The organism is Herbaspirillum sp. 3R11 (assembly GCF_004563925.1).
In the GTDB taxonomy this organism is placed as follows: domain Bacteria; phylum Pseudomonadota; class Gammaproteobacteria; order Burkholderiales; family Burkholderiaceae_D; genus Herbaspirillum.
In genome coordinates this window covers 622273-647952 of the sequence record NZ_SPNJ01000002.1, presented here as the reverse complement: position 1 = coordinate 647952, position 25680 = coordinate 622273, and the positions used below count along the sequence as shown (strand labels likewise).

Here is a 25680-nt window from a genome sequence, read left to right as displayed (position 1 = left end):
TGCCTGAGACTGTGCTTTTGTTTTTCAGATTTTTGTCGATTCAGTTTTAAGCCACGCGGATAGTTTGAGTGCGTGCACATCCAAAGCATTCAAAGAAAAAACCACCTGTTCAGGTAGATTTCTCTCTCTCACGGCTTACGCCCGCATGTAAGCCCATCCCTCCGCCTGACGCTGCGCAATATGCAAGACCGCAGCAGGCACCACACTCACGCCTTCCGGCGCGTTGAGCTGGTTGGCTTCCAGCGTGTTGCGGCAGACGCGTAAATGGCTGTCGAACGGCGACGGTGCATCCAGCGCGGCAGCGACTGCGCCGGCGTTGATCACCAGCTCGACCTGTGCGGTGGGCGCTTGCTTCAACAGATTGGCGAGGTTGCGGCGGCCGCGCTCAAGGGCGCCAGCGGTGGGAGCGTGAATGATCAATCGCAGGTTTTCCATGGTGATCTCTGTTAGTCCTATTCCACGCCCAGCCACGACGAAAGATGCGTGACGTATTGAGCAAATTCGGCAGCGTTGCGATCGCGCGGACGCGGCAGATCGATGTGCAGGTTTTCCACCACGGTGGCCGGACGATTGCCTAGCACCACGACGCGGTCGGCCAGGTACACCGCTTCCTCGATATCGTGGGTGACGAACATGACGGCTGAATTAGTCGCCTGCCAGATGCGGATCAGTTCAGTTTGCAGGTTGCGTCGGGTCAGCGCGTCGACCGCGCTGAACGGCTCGTCCATCAGCAGGATGTCCGGTTTGACCGCCAGTGCGCGTGCGATGCCGACCCGTTGCGCCTGGCCGCCGGAGAGTTGGTGCGGCCAGCGGTCGTGCAAGTCTGCGAGGCCGGTCAATTGCAATGCCTCGGCCACGCGCGCAGCGCTTTCCTGCTTGTCGATGCCCAGCGTCTCCAGGCCATAGGCGATGTTGGCGTCGACGGTGCGCCATGGCAGCAGGCGGCTGTCCTGGAACACGATGGCGCGCCGGCGCCGGCCGGGACGTTGTGGCAGATTGAAGCGCATCTCGCCGGAGTCCGGCGTCAGCAAACCCGCAGCAGTGCGCAGCAGCGTCGACTTGCCGACGCCTGAACCGCCGACAATGGCGACGAAACTGCCCGCCTCGATGTCCAGTGACAAGTCCCGGATGACCGGCGTGGTCGCGCCCGGATGCGAATAGGCCAACTGGTCGAATTCGATTACGGACGCCATGCCAGCACCTTTCTTTCGAACAGGACGTAGAGCAGATCGGTGGCGGCGTACACCGCAGAAATCGCCAGCATGTAGACCACCACCGCATCGTAGGCGCCGACGCCGGCGGCGGCGTTCATCTCCTGGCCCATGCCGGGGACGCCGAGCAGTTCCGCTGCGATCAATGTCATCCAGGCCTGGCCGATGCCGGTGCGGATGCCGGCCAGCAAACCCGGCGCGATCGCCGGCAGCGTAATGCTGACGGAGCGGCGCCAATAGCCCCCCTGGCCGAAGCTGCGCGCCAGTTCATAGAAGCGCGGATCGATGTTGCGCACCGCGCTGTAGGTGGCGAAATAGTTGACCCAGAACACGCCGATGGCGACCACGAAGGCGGCCCCGGCGTGACTGACCTTGAACCAGGCAATGGCGAACACGACCCAGGCCAACGGCGGAATCGGCCGCAGGATGCGCGCCACATACGCTTGCAGCATGTCGAAGCGCTGCACTGTCGCAGCAGCCAGGCCGACTGCAATGCCCGCCAGCGCACCGAGGCTCAGTCCCCACACGTAGTGAATCATGCTGGAGCCGATCGCCGGCAACAGCCGGTCGCTTTCCCATTCCAGCCGGAAGGCTTCGGGCAGCAGGAAGGGATCCGGCAGGATGCCGGGATTGACCCAGCCGAACACGCCGACCGCTTTCCACAGCAGCACGAACAGGACCACGCCGGCGACGCCGTAGGCGACGCGCGTCGGCAGGGAATAGGTGCGGGTCAGCATGGTTGCGCAGCGCCCACTGCGTCAATGCGCGGCGGCATCGTAGAACGTGGTATTGAACATCTTGGGCACATCCACCGCGGGGCCCGACAAGGTGCCGCTATCGGCCTGAAATTTCTGCAGCGCCAGCGTAGCGGGAATGATGGTATTCGGATCGGCGACGAACTGGCCCTTGGAATTGCGGATTGCCTGCTCCACCAGCTTGACCGGCAGGCGACCGCCGCCGACGTATTTCTGCACCATCGGCGCAGCCTTGGCCGGCTCGTTCTCAAGCAGCTTGGTGGCGGAGATATGCGCTGCGAGCAAGGCCTTCACGAAGGCCGGTTGTTCGCGCAGGATTTTTTCGCGCACCAGCAGAACCGCGCCCGGTTGCTTGGGAAACAAGTCGGAGCCGCGCGCGATGACTTTGGATTTGGGCGACTTGCCGAGCACGTTGGTGGTGGTCGGTTCGAGGATCACGGCGCCATCGATGGCGCCGGTCAGCAGCGACTCCTGGATTTGCGATTCGCCCTGATAGATCAGCTTCAGTTGCGAGACGTCGGCGCGGATGCGGTTGCGCAGCCAATATTGCAAAGCGGCTTCCGGTACGGCGCCCTTCGGATAGCTGGCGACGATGGCCTGGCGTCCCTTGTCCTTGGCAAAGCGCGTGAACGCCGAAGCCGCCGCAGCCGGATCGCCCGAAGCGAAATAAGGCGCCAGTTCGCCGAGCGCGACGAAGCTTACCTGTTCAACGATATTGGACGCCACCACCTTGATGTCGGCACCCTTGGCGCGCGCCACCAGCGCCGGGCCGATGCCCACGTACGCAACGTCAAGCTGGCCGGCTAGCAGCGCCTGCACCATGGCGGGACCGCTCTGGAACTGGACCAGCTTGGGCGCGCCACCGTCTTTCGGGAATGTGCCTTGCTCCAGTGCAATGAACAATTGCGCATCGGGGATGATCGGCATGTAGCCGACTTCGATCGGCGCGGACACGGCAGACTGGGTGCCGGTCAGTGCAAACATCAGCGGCAGCACGACCCGGATGAACAATCGCTTCATTTTTTTCTTTCCCGATAAGAAGTAAGCGCAATCGACGCAGCCGGTGATTATAGAGGAATCCGTCTGCATGTCTTTGCGGTCATACTCCGGTAAAAATCGCTCCCTAAAATCCCGGTCAAGCGCAATTTGCATTGCACCTACCGGAGCCGGCGGTCGGGAAACATACCGGCACCATATTTCTTCCCCTTTCGCTTCCCTGACGTCCGCGGCCTACTGCCCGCGCGACGCTGCGAAGGTCATATCGTTGTCATACAAGCTGATTAAAATTGCATGTTAAACAACATGTTTTGCTTATCCGGGATATGAACCAGCCTCACACCGATTTCAGCCTCACGCCGATGATGGGCCGCCACCTGCAGCAGCCGACGGCCGACGCCTTGGCGGTGAACGTGCCGGTGATCACGTTCGAGGAAAACAACGCCACGGTGCTGGAAGTCTTCAGCCGCCATCGCGAACTGGTGAGCCTGCCGGTGCTCGAGAATGAACATCCGATCGGGCTGATCAGCCGCAATATCTTCATGTCGCAGATGTCCAAGCCGTATCACCGCGAGCTCTATGAAAAGAAGAGCTGCATCGCGTTCATGGACAAGGATCCGCTGATCGTCGAAGTCGATACGCCCATTGAGACGCTCGGCGCGCTGGCGGTTGCCTCGGGTGACAAGACATTGGCCGACGGCTTCCTGATCGTTGACGGCGGCAAGTTCGCTGGTCTCGGCTCGGGCCTCGAACTGATGCGCATGCTGGTCGAGCTGCAAGCCGAAAAGAATCGCCAGGTCATGCAAAGCATCGACTACGCCAGCGTGATCCAGCGCGCCATGCTGAGCGCCTCGCGCGCGGCAATGGCGCAGGCCATCGGCGACGCCTGCCTGGTGTGGGAACCGCGCGACGTGGTCGGCGGCGATTTCTATCATCTGGAATGTTTCCCCGACGGCTGGTTTGCCGCAGTCGCGGACTGCACCGGGCACGGTGTGCCGGGCGCCTTCCTGACCCTGATCGCCTCGTCATCCATCAAGCAGGCGCTGGAGCAGCACGGTCCGCGCGACCCGGCGCTGGTCATGGGCGAAGTCAACCGCAGCATGAAGCAGGTGCTGGGGCAGCACGCCGCTGCAACGCAGTTGTCCGAATCGGATGACGGCATGGATGCCTGTTTCTTCTGGTTCGATGCTGCCTCACACCGGCTCACCTGCGCCAACGCCAAGATGTCCCTGCTCACGCTGCTGCCCGGCGAAGACACGGTACAGACTTTCGACGGCGAACGCACAGGACTTGGTTACATCGACACGGCCGACGACATGCAATGGAGCAACCGCGAGGTGCAACTGAGCGACGGCGCCATCGTCATGATCGCCACCGACGGCATCATCGACCAGATCGGCGGACCGAAGAACATTGCCTACGGAAAACAGCGACTGCGCAAGGCCTTGCTGGAGCATCGCGACCTTCCGATGCCGGAGGTCGGTAAAAAGATCATGGAAGAACAGCGCCTCTACCAAGGCCAGCAACGCCGTCGCGACGATCTGACCTTTTTCGGCTTCCGCGTGGGCGACTCCCTTATCAACCATCCACCAAGCAGCAGAACAGCATGAGCGGCATGAACAATATTCAAAAGCAGTGGGATGATTTCCACAGTTACGTCGAGCGACGCGACGTCATTTTCTATTACGTCGGCTATTTTTCGCAAACCATCATTGCGGCCATGGCCGATGCAGTCAAGCTGCGCGTGGAGCACGCCGGCGCGGTGGCGCAGACGCGGCGCAAGCTGTTCTCTTCATTCATCGAGATGGCGCAGAACATCGTGCATTACTCGGCGGATTCCTATGAGAAGGAAGGCAGCAGCGAGGCCTCCATGCGGCATGGCGCAGTGTTCATTTCGCTGACCGACGAACGCTATTACCTGCACTGCGCCAATCCGGTCAAGGCGGACGTGGCGGAGAAACTGCGCGAGAAGCTGGAACATCTGCGCTCGCTGACCATCGACGAGATCAAGCTCGAGTACAAGGAAACGCTGCGCGCCGAAACGCCTGCCGACAGCAAGGGCGCGGGACTGGGATTCCTGACCATGGCGCGCGACGCCAGCGCACCGCTGGAGTTTGAACTGTCGCCGGCGACCGCCAATGGCAAGAACAATGGCAACGACAACGGCACCTCGATGTTTTATTTGCGGGCGACCATCTGAAGACGTGCGAGACACATCAGAAAACGAAAAAACAACGACGGGCGCCACTGCCTGTCTGCCTATCAAGAATGAGCATATGGACAATTTATTTATAGCCGCAAGCCCGAGTTCCCCTGAAGTCGATTTTCGCTTCGACGAGCGGAGACTGTCGCTCAAGGGCGAATCCTATCCGGAAAATGCGGCGCAATTCTGGGGCGACATCATTGTCGCGCTGCGCCGTTTCCTGACCGAGGATACGGAGAATGCAACGGTGACGATCAATGTCGCATTGGCCTACTTCAACAGCTCCAGCACCAAGATGCTGTTCTCGCTGTTCGGCGCGCTTAACGACAAGGCCAAGGCCGGGACCGGCACCGAAATAGTGCTGAACTGGTACCACGACGAAGACGACGACACCATCTTCGAGTTCGGCCAGGAGTTGATGGAAGACTTTCCTGATCTGGTGTTCAACGATCACGCGGTGAAAAGCTGATGAGCGACATTGACCTGTTTGAAGCCGAAACTGCCGTGCTGGCGAACGCCAACGACGTGCTGGCCAGCGACGTCGTCAGCGCCGACGAATATCGCACCGCGCTCAAGGAACTGGTGCAGGGCTACGGCCAGCTGATGCGCGAGAGCCGCCGCCTGATCGCACGCAGCGACCGCACCGAGCGCGAGCTCAACCTGCTCAATTCCCGTCTCAAGCAATTGAGTGACGAACTCGATTACAAGGCCCGGCACGACAATCTGACCGGCGCGCTCAATCGCGGCGCGGTGTTCGACCTGGCGCATCGCTTCCTGGAGGATTCCTCGCTGTCGCTGATCGTGCTCGACATCGATTTCTTCAAACGCATCAACGACGAATTCGGTCATCCTGCCGGCGACGCCGTGATCCGCGAGCTGGTCAACCGCCTGCGCAAGTCATTGAACGGCAAGGGTGAAATCGGCCGGGTCGGCGGTGAAGAGTTTACGGTGCTGCTGCGTGATGCCTCGCTTGACGAAGCGGTCCAGCTGGCGGAAAAAGTCAGGCTGACGATTGCGGGAGAATTGTTTTCCTGCCTGCCCTCGCGTCCCGTGACGGCCAGTTTTGGCGTGTCCTGGAGCCAGGCCGGCAGCGACTTCGAAGACGCTTATGCACGTGCCGATGCGGCGCTGTACCAGGCCAAGCACGGCGGGCGCAATCGCGTTGAGCGCGACATTTAATCCCCAGGTATTTCCATGGCTGCAAGCTTTCATATTCAAATCAACGTTGCCGCCAATTATTGACAGATCGTTCCAGAACATTTAAGCTCCGCTCATGGCCCGATCCAAAGAATTCGATCGCGACGTTGCGCTGGCGCGTGCGATCGCTGTTTTTTCCCAGCACGGTTTCGAAGGAACCTCGACGGAAGCATTGCTCGCTGCGATGGATATCCGTCGTCAAAGCCTGTACGACACGTTCGGCGACAAGTGGAAACTCTATCTCGAAGCATTGGAGCGGTACGCCTCGGACAGCATAGGGGCACAGCTTGTGGCGCTCGAAAGCGCGGCCGACGGCAAGGCCGGAATGACGGCCTTACTGACGCATGCCGTGGCGCGCGCGCTGGAAGACAGCCAGCCTTCGTGCCTGGGGATTTCGGCCATTTGCGAATTCGGCCGCAGTTCACCCGAGGTTGTCGGCCTGACCGACACCATGGGCCGGCTGCTGACGCGCGCAGTCGAACGCCGCGTGCGCGAAGCCATTGACGCCGGCGACTTTGCCGCCGATCTCGATGTCGCAAACGCAGGCCAGTTCGTGCTGGCGACCATGACCGGCATCAAAGTCGCAGCACGCGCAGGCGCATCCGAGGCCATGCTGGCCGGCATCGCAGACATGGCGCTGCGCAGTTTTCGTTAATGAGGCGCCTGGACGCGTCTCGTTTTTTTTGCTTTATTTTGGACTAATCAGTCAATTAAGGAGAAGTGCATGGCTCAACAACTTTCCGGCCGTCGCGCCTTCGTCACGGGCGGCTCGCGCGGCATCGGCGCCGGCATTGTTCGCCGCCTTGTGGCCGACGGCGCGCGCGTGGTGTTCACCTATGTTGCATCACCGGAGCGTGCTCAGGCCCTGGAAGCGGAACTGGACGGACGCGCGATCGCGCTGCGCGTGGACAGCGGCGACGCCCCGCAATTGCGGGAGGCCGTCGCCAAGGCGGCTGGCATGCTGGGTGGATTGGATATTCTGGTCAACAACGCCGGCATCCTGATCCGGGGCAACGTCGCCGATTATGCCCAGGAGGACTTCGACCGCATGCTCGACGTCAACGTGCGCGCATCTTTCGTCGCGATCAAGGCCGCGTTGCCGCACATGAATCGCGGCGGGCGCATCGTGAACATCGGCAGCATGGTGGCCGACGTGGTGAGGTTTCCCAACGGTTCGATCTATGCGCTCACCAAAGGTGCGATCGCTTCGTTCACCCGCGGTCTGGCGCATGATCTTGGTCCGCTCGGGATCACCGCCAACAACGTGCAGCCGGGACCGACCGACACCGAAATCGTCAGCGCGGAAGTGCGTACTGCGCTGCAACCAATGATGCCGGTCGGCCGCATGGGGCGCGATAGCGAAATCGCCAGTCTGGTGGCATGGCTGTGTTCGGAAGACGCTGCGTTCATGACCGGCGCGTCGATTACCGCCGACGGCGGTTTCGCGGCCTGATCGAGGCCTCATGACTGCAGCCGGCGCAGCTTACCCGGCTGCAGTTCCGATCAGTAGCGCTCGAGCCAGTGCGCATACGGCGCCGGCAAAGTCCACGACGCGCGCTCGACACCCAGTTCCTTCGCGGCGAAATACGCCCAGTGCGGATTGGCCAGATGTGCGCGGCCGACCATGACGAGGTCTAGCTGCTGGTCCTTGACCACGCGCTCGGCGATCTCCGGCGTACCGAAACCCCAGGCCGACGATACAGGTACATCCGCTTCGCGGCGCACGCGTTCGACGATCGGCGCGAGGAACGCCGGACCCCAGGGAATCGTCGTCTCGGGAATCGTGAAACCCATCGTGACGCTGATCATGTCCATGCCCGAGGCCTTGAATTCGCGCACCAGGCCGATCGATTCCACCAATGTCTGTTCGTCGCGGCCGTCATACTCGAGCACGCCGAAACGGACGGTCAGCGGCAGGTTTTCCGGCCACACTTCACGCACGGCGCGCAGGGTTTCGAGCAGGAAGCGGCTGCGGTTTTCGACGCTGCCGCCGTAGATGTCGTCGCGCTGGTTCGAGTGCGCCGAGAAGAAAGTCTGCGCCAGGTAACCATGCGCGAAATGCAGTTCCAGCCATTCGAAACCGACATCGCGTGCGCGCACGGCGGCATCGACGAAGTTCTGGCGCACGCGGGCGATGTCGTCCAGCGTCATGGCGCGCGGCACCTTCGGCAAACCCTTGCCGTAGGCGATCGCCGACGGTGCGATGGTGTCCCAGCTGCGCGGATCGTTGTCCGCCATGTGGTCGTCGCCCTGCCAGGGACGGTTGGCGCTGGCCTTGCGACCCGCGTGGGCGATCTGGATGCCTGGCACCGAGCCGGCAGCCTTGATTTCGCGCACGATCGGCGCGAAGGCTTGCGCCAACTCGTCCGACCAGATGCCGGTACAGCCCGGCGTGATGCGGCCTTCGGGCGCTACCGCAGTTGCCTCGACCACCACCAGGCCGGCGCCGCCGCGCGCCATGGTGGCGTAATGCGACAGGTGCCAGTCGTTGACCTTGCCGTCGATGGCGGAATATTGGCACATCGGCGGCACCGCGATGCGGTTGCGCAGGGTGACGTCTTTGAGCTTGAAGGGCTGGAACAATGCGGACATGAAGAACCTTTATGAATAGGGGGAATGAATTGGCCGATTTGGTTCGTTATTTCGAATATATACGAACAATGGAACAATTATAACCCGAGGTGTATCATGTCCGCATGCGTCCCTACAAACACCCTGCCGCCAGCGAATTGGCCCTTGAGCGCGTGCTCTATGCCCTGAGCGACTCCATCCGCCTGGACATCGTCCGTCATCTGGCCCGCGTGGAAGCTGCGACCTGCGGCGAGCTGGACGGCGGCCGGCCGAAATCGACCGTGTCGCACCATTTCAAGGTATTGCGCGAGGCGGGCCTGGTGCTGACGGAGAACACCGGCACCAGTCACATGAACACGCTGCGCCGGGCCGACATCGACAGCCGTTTTCCAGGGCTGCTGACGGCGATCCTGGCGCAGTAACCGCCCTCCGCCCTTCTCCACTACCTCAGGCGCTCACGCCTTTCGGACGCCGCACGGCACGCACCTTGCCGCTGGCTCCTCCACCGCAAAAGAACAGATCGGCGCCGTTGGATTCCAGTCCGCTGACGCCGGTGTCGCGCGGCATCGCCAACCGTTCAATGACGGTGCCGCTGGCCGGATCAATGCGGCGAATCTCGCTCTCCTCTCCTTCCCAAGTGCCGTGCCACAGCTCGCCGTCGACCCAGGTCACGCCCGTGACGAAGCGGTTGGAATCGATACTGCGGATCAGCTTGCCCGTGGCCGGATCGATCTGATGGATCTTGCGGTCGCGATACTGTCCCACCCACAGGCTGCCTTCGGCCCAGGTAAGGCCGGAGTCGAAGCCGTGGCCGGGTGCCGGGATCGTTGCCAGCACCTTGCCGCTGGCGGGGTCGATCTTGTCGATGCGCTGTTCGGCAATCTGATACAGATAGGTGCCATCGAAAGCGGTGCCGGCGTCGCAGGCACGCTCCAGCGTGCGCGTCGCATCGCCGCTGGCGGGATCGAAGGCGATCAGGCTGGCGCCGGTCGCGGCCCACACATTGCTGCCGTCCCAGGTGACGCCGTGCACGCGCTCAACGCCGGGAAAGGGACCGTACTCACGCACGATTTCTGCTGCCTGCACGGCCGGTTCAGGTTTGGTTTTCAGATTGGTGTTGCTGGTCATTGCGGTCTCCTGTAGATGCGCCGTGATCGGCGCGCAAGACAACTTTATTCCATCGCCAGCGCAGCAGGGAGTAACAAGATTGTCGTGATTGCCGTGATTCCGCCTCCTCCGGCCAGCGGCGTCGACAGCCATCGACGTGTACGCGCCTGTCCGATGGCGCGTGCATGGCCGGCGGCTTCCAGTCCTGCCAGCGCGCGTTGCACGGTGCGCTGACTGGCCCCGAGCGCCAACGCCAGCGCCGAGGTCGACCATGCTTCGCCGTCTGCCAGCAGCGCCTGCAATGCCGCCTGGTCGCCGGTGATGGGTGGCTCCAGCACGACCACCTCGCGCTCTCCCAATGGTTTCAGCACGAAGCCGCGCGGAGTGGCTTCGATGTGGGCCAATGTTGCGACCAGCGCCCGCAAGCGGCCGATCTCCACGCGCAGACGCGCGCGATGCGATTCGTCCGGACGGCGTGTATTGAAGGCGCGGGCGATCAAGGCTTCGCGATCAACATCGCCGGGCCAGGCTTCCGCCAGAACGCGCGCCAGCGTGAACAGCACCGGCCGGCGCGCCAACGGTTTCCACGCCGCTCCTGATCCCATCGCTGATCCCACGCCGCGTCGGCAAACATCGACCACCAGCGCATCCGAAGCCAGCAGTGCGGCGACCTCATCCAGTCGCAAGGTTTGTTCACGGCCTGCGGAAACGCGCCGGGCCGCCGGTCGCCCAAGCACGGAGTGCGCTTCGGCCACCTCGGCCAGCAACGCCGGCACACCGGCACGCGTCGCCGCGTCGTGTGCACGCGCCAGCGCCGCCTGGGCGGCAGCCATCTGCAACGACCGCAATGCCAACTCCGCCGCGATGAGCGCTGTCACCGTCGCCAATGCAGGCGGCAGGCCGCGCGCATCGAGCCGCGCCAACGCCGCTTCGGCCTGCTCCAGACGACCCAGCAACACCAGCCTGCGTACCGCAATCAAGCGCGCCTGCAAGGCATTGGCGCGATCCCCATGCGCATCCAGCGTGACCGTGGCCGCCGCCAATGCGCGCGGCGAACTGCCGATGTCGCGTACGGCCAGCGCCACTTCCGCTTCGGCGACAATGCAACGGGCCCGCGCCAGTTCTTCATGCACGCCGAAACCGCGCGCGGCGCGGCGCAGCAACTCACGTGCGCGAGGATGTTCGCCGAGCTGGGCCATGGCGATGCCGCGCAAGGCCAGCGCCGGCGGATCGTCGCGCAAGGCGACGCGCTTGAGGGCCCCGAGCGCGTCGCCTTGTGCGAGCGCCCGCGCGGAGGCGGCAATGAGGGAATCCATGTGTTGTGTCTAACGGATGTCGATGGCAGCGCCCGGCTCCACCGGATCGACGTGGGTCATCACATCCAGCACGTGATGCTGCTCCATGACGCGCCGGCGCGCCAGCGTGGCGATGGCATGCCCCTCGGTCACGGTCTGCCGACCGTCCAGTTCGAGGTGCACGTCGACGATGGTGAGATCGCCCATCTTGCGCGTGCGCAGGTCGTGCACGCCGAACACGCCGGGCGTTTCCACCAGCGTGCGCCGGATCGCCTGCGACTCTTCTTCCGACACCGCCTTGTCCATCAGGTCGTTGAGCGCGCGCCAGGAAAACATCGCGCCGGTGCGCACGATCATGAGACCGACGATCAGCGCCGCGATCGGATCGAGCAAAGGGAAACCGAGCAGGTTGCCGGCGATGCCCAGCGCCACCACCAGCGACGACACCGCATCCGAACGCGCATGCCAGGCATTGGCCACCAGCATGCTGGAACGCACGCGCTCGGCGACGCCCAGCATGTAGCGGAACAACACTTCCTTGCTGACCAGCGTGGCCAGCGCCACCCACAACGCCGCCAGATGCACCTGCTGGACATTGGGCGCCTGCAGCTTGAAAACGGCCGACACCAGCATGCCGATGCCGACCGCCAGCAACGCGCCGCCCAGCGCCAGCGACGCAGCGGTCTCAAAACGCTGATGGCCGTACTGGTGATCGGCGTCGGCCGGATTGCGGCTCTGGCGCGCGGCGAACAACACGACGAAGTCCGCCACCAGGTCCGACATCGAATGAACGCCGTCGGCGACCAGCGCCTGCGATCCCGAAAACAGCCCCGTGATGATTTGCAACGTGGTCAGTACGACGTTGACGGCAATGCTGACCAGGGTGCTCTGACGCCCCGCAACGTAGCGCCGGTCGGCGCTTGCAGTGTCGTTTTTATCGATAATTAGCATATTGACAATTCGCGCTTTTGAGCTTAAACAAGCCTTGTACTTAACGGCAATTTACAGGATCATCTTGCCACACAACAATTCAACCTAAAGGAACCGGAAATCCTGCCGATGAGCTGTGCACAAGGACTTCCGAGAAATAACATGGAACAATCAAGCCCGCAATCGCTGTCGCTCAACTTCGACAGAGTCAGCGGAGAACTGGTCGCTGCATTCACCCCGGTTGCGGGTGTTCAAGTCCCCAATCTCGTGATGCTGAAACAGACCCTCACTGACGGCGGCTTCACCAAGCTGTTCATTGATGAAGCAGCGCTCGGCGATTTCGCCGCAAAGATTGCCGACGGCAAGGAAGCGCATTCGCAAAAGATCGGCGAGCGGCGCGACGGCGAGTTCGTGGTTGAAGTCTCCGACGACCTGATGGAAGCGTATCTGACGCTGGTGCCGCCGCAAGGCGGACGCGCGCGCGCCGTCGACGTCGTCAATGAAATCCGCGCCCAGGGCATCACGCAAGGCATCCTGCACGAAAAACTGCGCGGCGCGCTCGGCGTCGGACACTGTTCCAAGCTGCTGATTGCGCGCGGCGAAGATCCGGTGCAGGGCCAGCACGCGCGCTTTGAAGCCCTGCTCGACAAGAAGGAAGAAGAGCTCGCAGAAATCGACGAAGACGCCGTGGTGCACTATGCCGACCTCGGCCACCTGCTGCTGATCAACATCGGCGATCCGCTGATGCGGCGCACGCCGCCGGTGCCGGGCGTCAACGGCGTCAACATCAAGGGCCAGGTAGTGCCGGCGCTACCGGTTCCCGATCTGGGCTTCAACAAGGATTGCATCGGCACCGAACCGTCCGCGGACGACCCCGACCTGCTGGTCGCCGCCATCGCCGGCCAGCCGCAACTGATCACCAACGGCGTCAAGATCAACCCCATCGTCGAGATCGAAGACGTCGACCTGAGCACCGGCAACGTCGAGTTTTCCGGCACGGTCAAGATCAAGGGCGACGTCAAGACCGGCATGCGCCTGCGCGTCTCCGGCGACGTCTTTGTCGGCGGCACCGTGGAAGCGGCCGAGATCATCGCCGGCGGCAACATCACCATCAAGGGCGGCATCATCGGCCACGCTGAAACCCAACCCGGCATGGCGTCGATCGTCGCCAAGGTCAAGGCCGAAGGTTGCGTTCAGGCATTGTTCGCCGAAAGCGCGCACATCGAAGCGGGCGACAGCATCATGCTGGCCGGCAATGCACGCCAATGCGAAATGCTGGCCGGTAATGAAATTCTGGTCGGCAAGACCAATCCGAAACTGGGCCAGATCATCGGCGGCCGCGCCCAGGCCACGATGCTGATCAAGGCGGTGGCGTTCGGCTCGTCCAGCGCAGCGACCACCAAGATTCAGGTCGGCCTCGATCCCTATTTGGAAGAGAAGCTGCGCGCCAAGGAACAGGAATTCCAGCGCAAGCTCGACGACCTCAATCGCGCCATCAAGCAGCTCGCCTACTACAAGCAGAATCCCGAAAAAGCGCGCAACGGCGCCGGTGAAGAAGCCGAACTCAATCGCAAATTGCTGGCGCAAGAGGTCAAGGACCTGGTGGCCGAACAGAACGAGATGAAGGAAGACCTGGTCGCGGCGGAATCGGCGCGCATCGTCGCCGTCAAGACCGTGTACGAAGGCGTGGAAATGCGCATCGCCAAGCAGGTCTGGCAAGTGCTCAGCGACCTCGGCGGCGGCACGGCGCAGCTGCAGGGCGGCAAGATTTCCTTCGGCGGAAAATAAGGAAGCAAGCGATGGCTGATTTACCCGTGCTGGACGGCGCCGGCTTGCGCGCCCTGGCCGAACGCAGCGCGGCCGTGACGGTCGCCTGCGCCTGCAACGAAGCGACGCTCGCAGCGTGGACCAGCACGCCGCTGTCCTTCCCCGAAACGCTGCTGCAAGACGTCGGCACGCTGCTGCTCGATCCCTACGACGAACCCGGCTTCACCGAATACCATCCCGACGGCACCCGCTACGAATCGGCCGACGCGCCGGTGGCGCCGCGCCACTTTCCCTACAACCGCTGCAATGTCGCGGCTTGCAAGATCTGCGGCCGCTGCTATCTGCGCTACACCGAAGCGGGCGGTTATTTCGTCGACCGCCGCATCCGCGCGCTGAACCGGCCGCAGCTGGTGGTCGACGCGGTGGTCGACACCATTTAGGCTTTCAGTTTTCCTTCAGGCTTTCATGCGCATCGCGGTGATAATGCCGTAGGCGCACAGCGTTTCTTTTCCACCGCGCACCGCGCCCACTTCGATCTGGCAGATGGTCAGTGTCCTGCCGCTCTTGACCACCCGGCCGCGGCCGATGAAATACTCCCCTTGCGCCGGCGCCAGCAAATTCAGTTTGAGTTCCGTGGTCAGCACTTCTTCACCGGCATCGAACAGGCTCATCGCGGCATAGCCGCCCGCAGTGTCGGCAATCGTGGTGCTCATGCCGGCATGCAGGAAGCCGTTCTGCTGGCCCAGCTCGGGACGAAAATCGAGACGGATCTCGACCAGTCCCGGCGTCACGTTGTGCAGCCGTGCGCCGATGGTGCGCAGCGCGCCCTGCCGTGAAAAACTCTCTTCGACGCGGCGGACCATGTCCGCATCCACTACTTGCGTAAGCGTTCCTGTCATTGTTGTCTCCTGTATTTTTTTGTTCGTCGATGCTAACGCATTTTTTCACTTCGGCGCATGCAGTTCGCTCGCCATCAATATCTGGTACAGCGTATCGGCCGGCCGGCTCAGGCGTTTTGCTGTCAGCGCCACGTACTCGACATCGGGAAACACCGGCAGGCTGGCGTGGTTGACCGGCAGGCTCAGTTCGCGTGACGCCAGGTGCTGCGGCAGCACGGTCAGCCCGAGGCCGCCGCGCGCCGCCGCCATGCAACCGGCGTGGCTGCCGCTGGTGCAGACGATGCGCCAGTGACGGCCTGCCGCGCCCAAGGTGGCCAGGATCGCCGCGCGCGTCACACTCGGTTCGGGCAGCAGGATCAGCGGCAGCGGTTGCGCCAGGTCGACCACGGTTTCCGGCCGCGCCAGCCACACCAGCGGCACGCGGAACATGGCCTGCCCGCGCTGTTCGCCGGGACGGCGCTTGCCGACGATCAGGTCGAGGTCGCCGTTGTCGAGCCGCTGGTACAGCTCGCCGGTGAGACCCATGGTGATTTCCAGCTCGACCTCGGGATGCTTGTTGCGGAACGCCGCCAGCATGTCCGGCAAGGGGCCCATCGCCAGATCATCCGGGGCGCCAAAGCGGACGCGCCCGCGCAGCCTCGGCGCGGTGAACTGGGCCTCGGCGCGGGCGTGCGCTTCGAGGATCAGGCGCGCATGCACCAGCAGGCTTTCGCCGTCTGCAGTCAGCGCCAGCGAATGCGTGTCGCGCACGAATAGTCGCCGGCCACTGCCTTCCTCGAGGCGGCGAATGTGGTCGCTGACGCTCGACTGCGTCAAACCGAGCCGGCGCCCGGCCTCGCTGAAGCTGCTGGAAGCGGCCACGGTGGTGAAGGTCTTGAGCCAGACGGGATTGAACATGGGTGCTCCTGACGAAGCTGCATACCTGCTTATCGGAATATCCGATCACAGTTCGCACGATTAAAGGGGTTCCCGATGATAGAGCTTTTTCCTATCATATGGCAAAGGCTGCTTCGGTCTTTCTTTCCTATTTGCCATCATGAAACGCTACCTGCCCGATACCTTCACCTGGATGCTGCTCAGCACTGTCCTGCTCGCCACACTACTGCCCGCTACCGGCCGCTTCGAGCAGGTCATGCACCTGGCCAGCAACACCGCCATCGCGCTGCTGTTCTTCCTGCACGGCGCGCGGTTGTCGCGCGAAGCGGCGCTGTCCGGCTTCAAGCAGCCGCGCCTGCACCTGCTGACGCTGGCCTGCACCTTCGTACTGTTTCCGCTGCTCGGGCTGGCGCTGCAGGCCTTGTTCCCCGGCTTGCTGACGCCGGAACTGTGGCTGGGCGTACTGTTTGTCTGCACGCTGTCGTCGACCGTGCAATCCTCGATCGCCTTCACCTCGATTGCGCGCGGCAACGTGCCGGCGGCGATCTGCGGCGCCACCGCCTCGAACCTGCTGGGCATCGTCTTCACGCCCATCCTGGTGACGCTGCTGCTGCATCGCCACCAGGACGGCGGCGGCCTGCAACAAGTCGGCGGCATCCTGCTGCAACTGCTGCTGCCGTTCGTACTGGGCAATGTGTTGCGTCCGTGGATCGGCGACTGGGTGCTGCGCAAGAAAAGCCTGCTGGCAGTGGTCGATCGCGGCGGCATCCTGCTGGCTGTCTACGCCGCGTTCAGCGTGGCGGTGGCGCAGGGCGTATGGCATCTGTTCCCGCCGCAACAACTGGCGCTGCTGGTACTGGTCAACGCCATCCTGCTGGGCGGCGTGCTGACGCTGACCACGTTCGGCAGCCGCGCCCTGGGCTTTGCGCGCGCCGATGAAATCGTGCTGGTGTTCTGCGGCTCGAAAAAATCGCTGGCCTCGGGCATCCCGATGGCGTCGGTGCTGTTCAGCAGCAGCGGCGTAGGCATCGTGCTGCTGCCGATCATGGTGTTCCACCAGATGCAGCTGATGCTGTGCGCGATACTGGCGCGGCGCTATGCGGAACGTCAGGATGCCGATGATTTGTTGCAGGCCGCCGCCGAAGGCAAAGCGCAAACCGCCTGATTGCTTACCGCCTCCAAAGCCCGCCCCAAAGCCTACTGACAGGATGGTGTCAGTAGGGGGTCGTCATGATGTCTTCCATGCCCTCCGGCATATCTCTCAACCAAGAAAAAGGAAGACATCATGACAACGCAAATCAACTGGTTCGAAATCCCCGTCACCAACCTCTCGCGTGCGACCAAATTCTACGAAGCCGTGTTCAATGCCAAGCTGCACGTCGAAACCGATTTCGACTCGGCGCCGATGGCGATCTTCTACAACGCCGCCAAGGAAAGCTGCGGCTGCCTGACCGAAACCCAGGCCTTCAAGGCCAGCACCGACGGCGTGCTGGTCTACCTCGACGCCGGCGCGTCAATCCAGCAAGCGATCGACCGCGTCGCGCCGGCCGGCGGCAAGATCGTGCTCGACAAGCTGGAACTGCCGAAGCAGCTCGGCTACATTGCCCACTTCATCGACACCGAAGGTAATCGCGTCGCCCTGCACGCGATGCAATAAAAGAATCAACAAGCGAAAGAAGCAGATGCCCGCCACTCTCCAAAGATCGTGGTGGGCGGCGCCCGTGTCTCATGCCAGAATGGCAGCCATTTCCACCGTTGCCACAATCCATGCGCCGAGCCGACCGCCTGTTCCAGATCACCCAGTACCTGCGCGGACGCCGCCTCACCACGGCGCGCCAGCTGGCCGAATGGCTGTCGGTGTCGGAGCGCACCGTGTATCGCGACATCCGCGACCTGTCGCTGTCGGGCGTGCCGGTGCAGGGCGAGGCGGGCGTCGGCTATCGCATCAACAAGACCGGTTTCGATCTCCCTCCGCTCATGTTTTCGCCTGACGAAATCGACGCGCTGGTGATCGGTATGCGCATGGTGCAGGCCTGGGGCGGTCCGCAACTGGCCGCATCGGCGGCAGCCTCGCTGGCCAAGATCGTGCTGGCGCTGCCCAAGGACAAACGCGACTTCGTCGAAAACACCGCCTTGTTCGCGCCCAGCTTCCACATCGACCAGGCGCATGGCGAACGGCTGGAAGAAATCCGCCAGGCCATCGGCAAACGCTGCACGCTGCAACTCGATTACGTCGACGCGCGCGGGCAGGCCACGCAACGCATCATATGGCCGCTGGCGCTGTACTTCTGGGGCGGCGGCTGGTCGATCGCCGCGTGGTGCGAAACGCGCAGCGACTTCCGCTCGTTCCGGCTTGATCGCGTGCGTGCGATGACGCCGGCGCACACCTATCCGGATGAGAGCGGCAAGCGCCTGGCCGACTTCGTGCGCGCCGTGCGTAAATCGCAGTATCAGGATTCCGCATAACCAGATGCTGATTTCTTCGTTCGCATCGGCGCGGCTTCGGTTTAGTCTGCAAGTCACGACAACCAGGCCGAGGTCTCCATGCACCGCGCGACGAACAAGAACAACTCTGCTTCTACTCCCGCTTCTGCTTCTTCTGCTATTGCAGCCGCAACCGGCTTCAGCCTGGCCGACCGCTGTGTCTTGTGCGTCGGCGGACTGACCGGCGCGCGCAATCATTACCGCCACGCCATCGAGGAACGCCAAGGGAAATTCATTCACCACGACGGCGGCCGCGAAGACAGCCTGCATCGCCTGCAACCGATGCTGAACGGCGCCGACATGGTGCTGTGCGCATCGGGCAACATCAGCCACAACGCCTATCATCTGGTCAAACAGCTGTGCAAGAAAATGGGCAAGCCCTGCGTCATGGTCAAGGGCACCGGCATTGCCTCCTTCATCGACGGGCTCGGCAGCCTGAGCGGCAAGTTGTCGTCTTCGCAACGCGGCGAGACGGTGCTCAAGTCGGGCCGCCACGCCTGATCCTGCCCGCCGCCTGCCGGGCGGTTAGCAAAAAACCCAAAAGCCCCCTACAATCTGCGCAACGCATCATTACCGTTTCGATCATTCGATGGCGTCGGAGCATCACTATCGACGCCACGCGCACCAGGGAGTCTGTTTGAAAATCATCCATCGCATCGCGCTTGCCTGCGCGCTGCTGGCGCCGGGCCTTGCAGGCATGAACGGCGTCGCCAACGCCGCGCCCGCCGCGACCTTCGGCATTGAAGTCGGCAACGCGCTGCTGTGCCTCAACCAGCTCAACAGCAAATATTTCTACGACTACCTCTTCGAAGCTTTCGGCAAGCCGTACAAGAACGAAGGCGGCGCCTACTGGTTCAAGGCCGCCGGCAGCAATCTATGGGGCATGGAAGTCACCGATATCCTGGTCAACGACAGCAGCAGCCCGGCCGACTTCATCGGCGCCAACATCAATGGCACGCCGCAGGCGCTGGGCGACGCCATCAGCAAGAGCGTCGGCATCCGCTTCACACTGGATGACGCCACCAAGTATTCGCTGCGCCAGTCGCAGGCCGGCAGCGTGATCGCCTATGCCGACACCAAGGCCAAGATCTACTGCGCCAAATCCAAATACCTGGTGCCGGGCAAGCAATAACTCTTCCGCAAGTAGAATGCAAAAACGGCCTCGCTTTCATGCGAGGCCGTTTTCTTTTCTGCAGTACTGATTCATCCGATCAATCTGCTGCCGGGAAATCCACCACCGTGTCATTGACGCGGTTGAACAGATTGGTAAAGGTGATCGAGGTCACCGCCAGCAAGGTGTCGACGATCTGCGCGTCGCTGTAGCCGGCCGCCTTGACCGCTGCGACCGACGCCGCCGGCACGGTGCCGCGGGTGGTCACCAGTTCACGGACAAATACGGTCAGCGCATCCAGTTGCGCGTCGCCGGATGCTTCAGCGCGGCGCAGGCCGATCACGGCTTCGGCAGAGAAGCCGAGCTTCTTGGCCATCAGCGAGTGCGCAGCGAGACAGTAGTCGCACTCGGCCGCTTCACTGACCGCCAGCTTGATGGCTTCGACCTGCTTGCCCTTGAGCGAGCTCTTGCGCAGCGCGGCGTCCAGGTTGAGCGCGGCTTCCAGCGCGACCGGGCTGTTGGCGCCGACGTCGGCGTAGGCATTCGGCACCTTGCCGACCGCGCCCTTGATGGCGGTGAACAGTTGTGCAGCCGGACCGGTGGCGGTGGAGATGTCCTGGGTATGGAGACGGGGCATGATGCTTCCTTTCAGTAAGATTAAATGAGAGTGTGTTCACAACCGCCGCCGTTGCCGTTTCAGTTGCCGTTGCAATCGAGCGCGGTATGGAATGAAGTATAGAGAGCCGAAATGGATTTTTTAATGGCAAAATACGCCAATAAATTGACCAATCGTACCAATCACATTTTCCGGGTCTTTTCGCCATGAACGACGCCACCGATACCCTGAGCCGCCTGCTCCAGCTCTACCCTGTGCGCACTACGCTCGACATCCGCTGCCATTTCGGCGCGCCGTGGCAGCTGCCGGAACCGACGTCGGCGCCCGGCACGGTGCGCTATCACATGATCGTGTCAGGCGACGCGCTCATGGAAGCCAACGGCGAACGCGGCGTGGTGTTGCAGGCCGGCGACATCGTGGTGTTTCCGCATGGCAGTGCGCACACGTTGCATGCCGGGCGCGGCAAGGTGGTCCCGTCGCAGGTCGCCACCGGTAGCGATGACATGCTGATACGCGTGGAAAACGGCGGCGCCGGCGCGGCCACCGACATCCTGTGCGGCCAGTTCCATTTCGATCCCGCCGCTTCGGCTGCGCTGCTGCCTTCGTTGCCGGAAACACTGCTGGTGCGCACCGCCGGACGCGCCGATTTCGCCGGGTTGCAAGCGCTCATGCGAATGCTGCAGGTCGAGACAGACACCGCTCGCCCCGGCGCGCATGCGGTGGTCACGCAATTGTCCTCGGCGCTGTTTGCGCTGCTGATGCGCGCCTGGCTGGAGCAACAGGACGCGGCAGCAACGCCGGGGCTGTTCACGCTGCTGGCCTCGCCGCGCCTGCAACGTGCGCTGCACTGCATGCTGGCCGAACCGGGCCGGTCCTGGTCGCTGGACCAACTGGCTGACGCCTGCCATCTGTCGCGCACCACCTTCGCACGGCTGTTCCGCGCGGCGGCCGGCGCTACCCCGGGTGAAATCCTCACACGCACCCGCATGGCGCAGGCGGCGCAATTGCTGGCCGATCGCCAGCAGACCGTGGCCGTCGTCGCCGAAGCGGTCGGCTACCAATCCGAAGCCTCGTTCAACCGCATCTTCAAACGCCATTTCGGCATCGGCCCCGGCCAGCACAGGCGACAGGCGCGTCCGGAATAAATCCAGATTGCCACCTCCATACTTATTTAGTATCGAGATATATAAATCAAGATATTTTACATAGCCAAATACCACTCCTATAATCGGGCCACAAGAAGAACAAGCATGCTCAGGGATGGATAAAGCGCCGATCAACGGCGGCATGAGCAGGAGACCGCAACCGCGCAACGTCCGGCCACAAGGCGTGCGCCCTCAAGCCTCCCGCTCCTGCCGCAGCCAGCCACTCGTCACTCTCCCTCCCTGCCGTTCTCATCCGCACAGATGCAAGGAAAGTCGATCATGGCCGTTGCCGCAAAAATCTGGAATACCGCATTGCTGGCAGCCGCCATGTCGTCGGCGCTGTCGCCTGCGGCGCATGCAAAAAAATCCACAGAGGAAGCCGGTCCGCCGCAAGTCGTCACGCTCGGCGCCGGCGCACAGCAATACGCTTTCGCGATCTACGCCAACAATTCGCTAGCCCAGGACAACAGTTCCATCACACGCGCCGTCATCCTCGAACACGGCGTCAAACGTGACGGCGACCATTACTTTGAAACCGGCCTCGCATTCCTGCGCAAGGCCAGGCTCGATCCGGCGCAGACGCTGCTGCTCACGCCCAACTTCCTGACCGAGGGCGATGCCCTGTCCGACAACAAGATGGCCCTGTGGCGCGGCGACAACTGGATGCAGGGACAAGATTCGACGCACGGCAAGACCGGTATCAGCTCGTTCCGTGTCTTCGACGACATCGCCGCCTTCCTGAGCTCGGGACGCTTTCCGGCGCTGAAAGAAATCGTCTTCATCGGTCACTCCGCCGGCGGCCAGCTGATGCAACGCTACGCCGTGCTCAACAACAGCGATGAGAAACTGAAACAGGCCGGCATCAAGGTGCGCTACGTGATTTCCAGTCCCTCTTCCTATCTCTACTTCGACAACAACCGTCCCGGCGACAACGGCTTCGCGCCGGCCGGCGGCATCCTCTGCCCCGGTTACGACAACTACCGTTACGGTCTCGGCGAAATGATCCCTTACGGCCTCGGCGCCGACGGCAAGATCAGCGGCGAGCAACTGTTCAAACGCTACGCCGCCCGTGACGTCACCTACATGGTCGGCAGCAAGGACAACAACCCCAACCACCGCTTCCTCGACAAGGCCTGCGGCGCTCGCCTGCAAGGCGCCACGCGTGTCGAGCGGCACGACAACTACCTGCGCTACGAACAATTCCTGGCGCAGAAGTGGAAGACGCCGGTGCACCACCCCGACTTCGAAGTACCGGGCGTCGGTCATGAGGCGGCGGGACTGTTCAACTCGGATATCGCCGTGGAAAAAATCTTCCCGACCAAGTAAGGCATCAGGAAAAACGCAGCAACCAAAAAATCAGCAACAGACATGAAGCGGTGAACACGGCACAACAACAATAAAGCCGGTTCGACAAACCGCCACAAAGATAAAAATCAGGAGACAGGGAAAATGAACAAACCACGTTTTGCCGCGCAACGCCGGCAAATGCTGGCGCTACAGGTCATGACCATGCTGGCCGCCGCGCCGCTGGCAGCCATCGCACAGACGGCACCACCAAGCTCCGGCAGCATCTTCGACGCCAATCGCCAGCAACTCACGCCGACCGACCGCGAACGCCTGCAAACGCAGGAACAGCCGCGTGGCCGCGTGCAGATTGAAAAGGAAACCCAGGACGCCGACGACGCCTCCACGCCTGCGCCGACACCGGAACAGCAGGCCGTCAGCATCAAGGTGAGCGGCTTCACGCTCAGCGGCAACACCGTGATCGACGACACTCGCCTGCAAGCCGAGCTGCAGGAATTCATCGGCCAGGAGCTGGATTTCAACGGCCTGCGCCGCGCCGCCTCCAAGGTCACCAACCTGTATCGCGAACGCGGCTACATCGTCGCGCGCGCCTATCTGCCGGCGCAGGAAATCCGCGACGGCAAGATCGCCATCGCGGTGCGTGAAGGCGTGATCGGCCAGGTCAGCGCCGACACCGACAACAACGTGCGCCTGAACCAGGCGGTGCTGCAGCGCTACCTCGACGAGCTCCAGCCCGGCACGGTGATCCGCGAGAGCGAACTGGAAGGCACCCTGCTGCGCCTGTCCGATCTGGCCGGCGTCTCGGTGCGCGCAGTGCTGCGTCCATCGTCGCAAGCCGGCGCGACCGACATCGTGATCCGCGTCAGCGAGATGACCGCGATCACCTCGCGCGTCTCCATCGACAACTACGGCAACTATTACACCGGCGCCAATCGCCTCTCGGCCAACATCAATCTCAACGATGCATTGGGCCTGGGCGAAAGCTTCGGCATCAATACCCAGAACTCCTTTGAAGGCCTGCGCATTGCCGGCCTCAGTTTCGCCATGCCGATCGGCGCCAGCGGCGTATCGGTCGGCGCCAGCGTGGCCGAACTGCAATACAACGTCGGCAAGAACCTCAAGGATGCGCAGGCCAGCGGCTCAGCCAAAGTCTCCAGCTTCTTCATCAACGATGCCCTGTACCGCAGCCGCAAGGCCAACATCAACCTGTCGCTGGCGGCCGAGTTCCGTCACTTCCAGGACATCACCTCGGCCACCATGGTCAACAAGTCGGCACGCTTCTGGAGCGCCACGCTGTACGGCGACTGGCGCGACAACCTGCTCGGCGCGCAAGGCAACAACCAATGGAGCCTGCGCTACGGGCGCGGCCAGCTCGACAAGGAAACCGCCAACGACGCCGCGCTCGACGCCATCACGTCCAAAGCGGCCGGCAACTACAGCAAGAGCAATGTTTCGTTCAGCCGCCTGCAACAACTGGGCGGCGGCTATTCGCTGCTGGCCGCGGTCAATGCGCAGTTCGCCAACAAGAACCTCGACGCTTCCGAAAAAATGAGCCTGGGCGGTCCCAACGGTGTACGCGCCTATCCGGTCGGTGAAGCTGCGGGCGACGAAGGTATATTGGGCCGCATCGAGTTGCGCAAGCTGATCGGCGTGTATGGCAACTCGGTGGTCGAAGCCGCCCTGTTCGCCGATGCCGGCCGCGTCACCGTCAACAAGAACCCCTGGGACGCCAGCGAAAACCATCAGTCGCGTTCCGGCTATGGCGTCGGCGTCAACATCTACAACAAGGACCTGGTCTTCAACGCGGCAGCGGCGTATTCGCCCGGCGTCAATCCGACCACCGAGCAACGCAATGCGCGCCGCCTGTGGGTGTCGGTTTCAGGTTCCCCGCAGGCCTTCTCGGCGTTCGGTTCCGACACCACCGGCAAGGGCGAGGATTTCGAAGAACCGGAAACCGCCTTCGTCATCTACGGCTCGCTCGGCCTGGTGCCGGAATACGTGAATCGTGACGGCGCCACCCCGGCAGCGGCCGCCGACCAGAGCAAACTGGCCACGCCCAACGGCCGCAACATGCCGGGTTTCTGGCGTGTGCGCGACAACGTCTCCTACATCGGCGCACACAGCGGCATCCAGCTGTACGACCAATGGAAGTTCCTGTGGCAGCTCGAAATGGGCCTGTCGCTGAACTACACCAATCGCAGCGCAGAAGCCGTTCCGGACTGGACCCACTCGCAAGACCTGCGCAACACCGGTGTCGCTTTCAACCACCCCTCGGCAGGTACGCTGATGTACGGCCGCTGGGATACGCCGATGAAGGAGAGCACCACCTCCTTCGATCCGTTCCAGGGCCTCACCAGCGCGGCGCATTACAACATCATCGGTTCGCCCGGCTTCGTCACCAGCATCACCAAGAACTCCGGTCCGGCCGGCGACGCCATCAATTCCAACAACGACGACGCCGCCTTCAACCGTCGCCAGGACGGCCTGATCGGCTACTGGTCGCCGAAACTGTACGGCTTCCAGCTCAAGCTGGCGTACTCCAACAACAGCATGAAGGCAGCCTCGGACGTCGCCACCGGCTACCTCTACGGCGGCAGCCTGGCGTATGAGAACGGCGGCTTCTCGGCGGTGGTCGCAGCGGAACAACACATCAATTACTTCGGCATCGCCAGCCTCGGCCGCGACGCACGCGGCGTCGGCAGCAGCACGCACGTGACTGCCGGCACCTCGTCGAGCGACTTCAGTTTCCGCTACGGCGTCGCCTACGATTTCGGCAAGACCAAGATCTCGCTGATCGCCGACGACCTGTCGTATTCGGAATCCGGTGTGGTCAACACCAGCACCACCTCGACCGACACGTCCAACTATCGCCGCCGCGCCTACATGGTCGGCATCTCGCATCAGATCGGCGCGCTGGAATTGCGCGCCAGTGCAGCCAAGGCGCTGGCCGGCGACTGCAGCATGATTTCAGGAAACAACGTCAAATGCTCGACCGACGGCATGGGTGCGACCTCTCAAGCGGTCGGCTTCTCGTACAAGTACAGCAAGCAGACGCGCTTCTTCGGCCAGTACGTGATCCTGCGCAATGAAGCGCTGGCGAACTACAACTACGCCGTCTCCGGCGTGCTCGGCGCCACCGGCCTGTCGGCCGGCGTGGGCACCACCATCCGCGCCCTCGGCGTGGGCTTCAACTACACGTTCTGAGGTGCGCG

The 25680-nt window shown here is 62.7% G+C and carries 28 protein-coding genes; 17 read left to right on the top strand and 11 right to left on the bottom strand.

The window, feature by feature from the left end; translation table 11 throughout:
* Positions 1-135: 135 nt before the first annotated feature.
* The 4 genes from E4P32_RS11225 to E4P32_RS11210 are packed head-to-tail and all read right to left on the bottom strand — an operon-like array spanning position 136 to position 2986.
* Entirely contained in the window at positions 136-435 is a 300-nt protein-coding gene (locus tag E4P32_RS11225; protein ID WP_116434123.1) for a hypothetical protein, read from the bottom strand.
* A gap of 17 nt (positions 436-452) precedes the next feature.
* On the bottom strand, positions 453-1193 hold the full coding sequence (locus E4P32_RS11220; RefSeq protein ID WP_116434124.1) for an ABC transporter ATP-binding protein: 741 nt from the start codon (positions 1191-1193) through the stop codon (positions 453-455).
* Positions 1181-1948 (bottom strand): ABC transporter permease subunit, encoded by a 768-nt coding sequence (locus E4P32_RS11215; RefSeq protein ID WP_116434125.1) that lies wholly within the window; start codon positions 1946-1948, stop codon positions 1181-1183. The genes E4P32_RS11220 and E4P32_RS11215 overlap by 13 nt, the downstream gene beginning before the upstream one ends.
* Positions 1949-1969: 21 nt before the next feature.
* A complete protein-coding gene (locus tag E4P32_RS11210; RefSeq protein ID WP_116434126.1) occupies positions 1970-2986 on the bottom strand; it encodes an ABC transporter substrate-binding protein in 1017 nt (338 codons plus the stop codon).
* Positions 2987-3288: 302 nt separating this feature from the next.
* Here E4P32_RS11210 and E4P32_RS11205 point away from each other — a divergent pair, with 302 nt between their 5' ends.
* The 6 genes from E4P32_RS11205 to E4P32_RS11180 all read left to right on the top strand — a co-directional run bounded on the left by E4P32_RS11205 (position 3289) and on the right by E4P32_RS11180 (position 7815).
* Positions 3289-4572: a SpoIIE family protein phosphatase gene (locus tag E4P32_RS11205; protein ID WP_116434127.1), complete on the top strand. Its 1284-nt coding sequence runs from the start codon at positions 3289-3291 to the stop codon at positions 4570-4572.
* Positions 4573-4577: 5 nt separating this feature from the next.
* On the top strand, positions 4578-5162 hold the full coding sequence (locus E4P32_RS11200; RefSeq protein WP_116434628.1) for a SiaB family protein kinase: 585 nt from the start codon (positions 4578-4580) through the stop codon (positions 5160-5162).
* A gap of 76 nt (positions 5163-5238) precedes the next feature.
* On the top strand, positions 5239-5634 hold the full coding sequence (locus E4P32_RS11195; protein ID WP_116434128.1) for a DUF1987 domain-containing protein: 396 nt from the start codon (positions 5239-5241) through the stop codon (positions 5632-5634).
* Positions 5634-6344, top strand: a complete 711-nt coding sequence (locus E4P32_RS11190) for a GGDEF domain-containing protein (RefSeq protein WP_116434129.1) — start codon at positions 5634-5636, stop codon at positions 6342-6344. Before E4P32_RS11195 ends, E4P32_RS11190 begins: the two co-directional genes overlap by 1 nt.
* A gap of 94 nt (positions 6345-6438) precedes the next feature.
* Positions 6439-7017 carry a TetR/AcrR family transcriptional regulator gene (locus E4P32_RS11185; protein ID WP_116434130.1) on the top strand — a complete coding sequence of 193 codons (579 nt, stop codon included), beginning with the start codon at positions 6439-6441 and terminating at the stop codon, positions 7015-7017.
* Between the two features lie 69 nt (positions 7018-7086).
* Complete coding sequence (locus E4P32_RS11180; protein WP_116434131.1) at positions 7087-7815, top strand: SDR family oxidoreductase; 729 nt, start codon at positions 7087-7089, stop codon at positions 7813-7815.
* Positions 7816-7865: 50 nt separating this feature from the next.
* Here the strand turns inward: E4P32_RS11180 and E4P32_RS11175 are convergent, their stop codons facing one another.
* Complete coding sequence (locus E4P32_RS11175) at positions 7866-8954, bottom strand: NADH:flavin oxidoreductase/NADH oxidase (protein ID WP_116434132.1); 1089 nt, start codon at positions 8952-8954, stop codon at positions 7866-7868.
* Positions 8955-9058: 104 nt separating this feature from the next.
* On the opposite strand from E4P32_RS11175, the gene E4P32_RS11170 reads away from it, so the two are divergent.
* Complete coding sequence (locus E4P32_RS11170) at positions 9059-9355, top strand: helix-turn-helix domain-containing protein (RefSeq protein WP_116434133.1); 297 nt, start codon at positions 9059-9061, stop codon at positions 9353-9355.
* Between the two features lie 25 nt (positions 9356-9380).
* Here E4P32_RS11170 and E4P32_RS11165 read toward each other — a convergent pair whose 3' ends face one another.
* Genes E4P32_RS11165 through E4P32_RS11155 form a run of 3 tightly spaced genes read right to left on the bottom strand, consistent with a single transcriptional unit; the run spans position 9381 to position 12286 of the window.
* The gene (locus E4P32_RS11165; protein ID WP_116434134.1) at positions 9381-10061 is read right to left on the bottom strand and encodes a PQQ-binding-like beta-propeller repeat protein; all 681 of its coding nucleotides are present in this window, start codon (positions 10059-10061) and stop codon (positions 9381-9383) included.
* A gap of 44 nt (positions 10062-10105) precedes the next feature.
* Complete coding sequence (locus E4P32_RS11160) at positions 10106-11356, bottom strand: helix-turn-helix domain-containing protein (RefSeq protein ID WP_116434135.1); 1251 nt, start codon at positions 11354-11356, stop codon at positions 10106-10108.
* 9 nt (positions 11357-11365) lie between these two features.
* Positions 11366-12286 carry a cation diffusion facilitator family transporter gene (locus E4P32_RS11155; RefSeq protein ID WP_116434136.1) on the bottom strand — a complete coding sequence of 307 codons (921 nt, stop codon included), beginning with the start codon at positions 12284-12286 and terminating at the stop codon, positions 11366-11368.
* 141 nt (positions 12287-12427) lie between these two features.
* On the opposite strand from E4P32_RS11155, the gene E4P32_RS11150 reads away from it, so the two are divergent.
* Entirely contained in the window at positions 12428-14053 is a 1626-nt protein-coding gene (locus E4P32_RS11150; protein WP_116434137.1) for a FapA family protein, read from the top strand.
* 11 nt (positions 14054-14064) lie between these two features.
* The gene (locus E4P32_RS11145; RefSeq protein ID WP_116434138.1) at positions 14065-14472 is read left to right on the top strand and encodes a hypothetical protein; all 408 of its coding nucleotides are present in this window, start codon (positions 14065-14067) and stop codon (positions 14470-14472) included.
* 15 nt (positions 14473-14487) lie between these two features.
* On the opposite strand, the gene E4P32_RS11140 is transcribed toward E4P32_RS11145, so the two are convergent.
* On the bottom strand, positions 14488-14931 hold the full coding sequence (locus E4P32_RS11140; protein ID WP_116434139.1) for a PaaI family thioesterase: 444 nt from the start codon (positions 14929-14931) through the stop codon (positions 14488-14490).
* 45 nt (positions 14932-14976) lie between these two features.
* Complete coding sequence (locus E4P32_RS11135) at positions 14977-15828, bottom strand: LysR family transcriptional regulator (protein ID WP_116434140.1); 852 nt, start codon at positions 15826-15828, stop codon at positions 14977-14979.
* A gap of 139 nt (positions 15829-15967) precedes the next feature.
* Between E4P32_RS11135 and E4P32_RS11130 the strand changes: the two genes are divergently transcribed.
* The 5 genes from E4P32_RS11130 to E4P32_RS11110 all read left to right on the top strand — a co-directional run bounded on the left by E4P32_RS11130 (position 15968) and on the right by E4P32_RS11110 (position 19423).
* The gene (locus E4P32_RS11130; protein ID WP_116434141.1) at positions 15968-16972 is read left to right on the top strand and encodes a bile acid:sodium symporter family protein; all 1005 of its coding nucleotides are present in this window, start codon (positions 15968-15970) and stop codon (positions 16970-16972) included.
* Positions 16973-17092: 120 nt separating this feature from the next.
* Positions 17093-17464 carry a VOC family protein gene (locus tag E4P32_RS11125; protein ID WP_116434142.1) on the top strand — a complete coding sequence of 124 codons (372 nt, stop codon included), beginning with the start codon at positions 17093-17095 and terminating at the stop codon, positions 17462-17464.
* Positions 17465-17574: 110 nt separating this feature from the next.
* Positions 17575-18273, top strand: coding sequence for a YafY family protein (locus E4P32_RS11120; RefSeq protein ID WP_116434143.1), 699 nt, complete (start codon positions 17575-17577; stop codon positions 18271-18273).
* 78 nt (positions 18274-18351) lie between these two features.
* The gene (locus tag E4P32_RS11115) at positions 18352-18792 is read left to right on the top strand and encodes a DUF2325 domain-containing protein (protein WP_116434144.1); all 441 of its coding nucleotides are present in this window, start codon (positions 18352-18354) and stop codon (positions 18790-18792) included.
* 136 nt (positions 18793-18928) lie between these two features.
* Entirely contained in the window at positions 18929-19423 is a 495-nt protein-coding gene (locus tag E4P32_RS11110) for a hypothetical protein (protein WP_116434145.1), read from the top strand.
* A 79-nt stretch (positions 19424-19502) separates the two neighbouring features.
* On the opposite strand, the gene E4P32_RS11105 is transcribed toward E4P32_RS11110, so the two are convergent.
* Positions 19503-20039 (bottom strand): carboxymuconolactone decarboxylase family protein, encoded by a 537-nt coding sequence (locus E4P32_RS11105; protein ID WP_116434146.1) that lies wholly within the window; start codon positions 20037-20039, stop codon positions 19503-19505.
* 185 nt (positions 20040-20224) lie between these two features.
* Between E4P32_RS11105 and E4P32_RS11100 the strand changes: the two genes are divergently transcribed.
* The 3 genes from E4P32_RS11100 (at position 20225) to E4P32_RS11090 (ending at position 25672) form a co-directional block, all read left to right on the top strand.
* Positions 20225-21163, top strand: a complete 939-nt coding sequence (locus tag E4P32_RS11100; protein ID WP_116434147.1) for an AraC family transcriptional regulator — start codon at positions 20225-20227, stop codon at positions 21161-21163.
* 279 nt (positions 21164-21442) lie between these two features.
* On the top strand, positions 21443-22489 hold the full coding sequence (locus E4P32_RS11095; protein WP_116434148.1) for an alpha/beta fold hydrolase: 1047 nt from the start codon (positions 21443-21445) through the stop codon (positions 22487-22489).
* A 123-nt stretch (positions 22490-22612) separates the two neighbouring features.
* On the top strand, positions 22613-25672 hold the full coding sequence (locus E4P32_RS11090; protein ID WP_116434149.1) for a ShlB/FhaC/HecB family hemolysin secretion/activation protein: 3060 nt from the start codon (positions 22613-22615) through the stop codon (positions 25670-25672).
* The last annotated feature ends 8 nt before the right edge of the window (positions 25673-25680 follow it).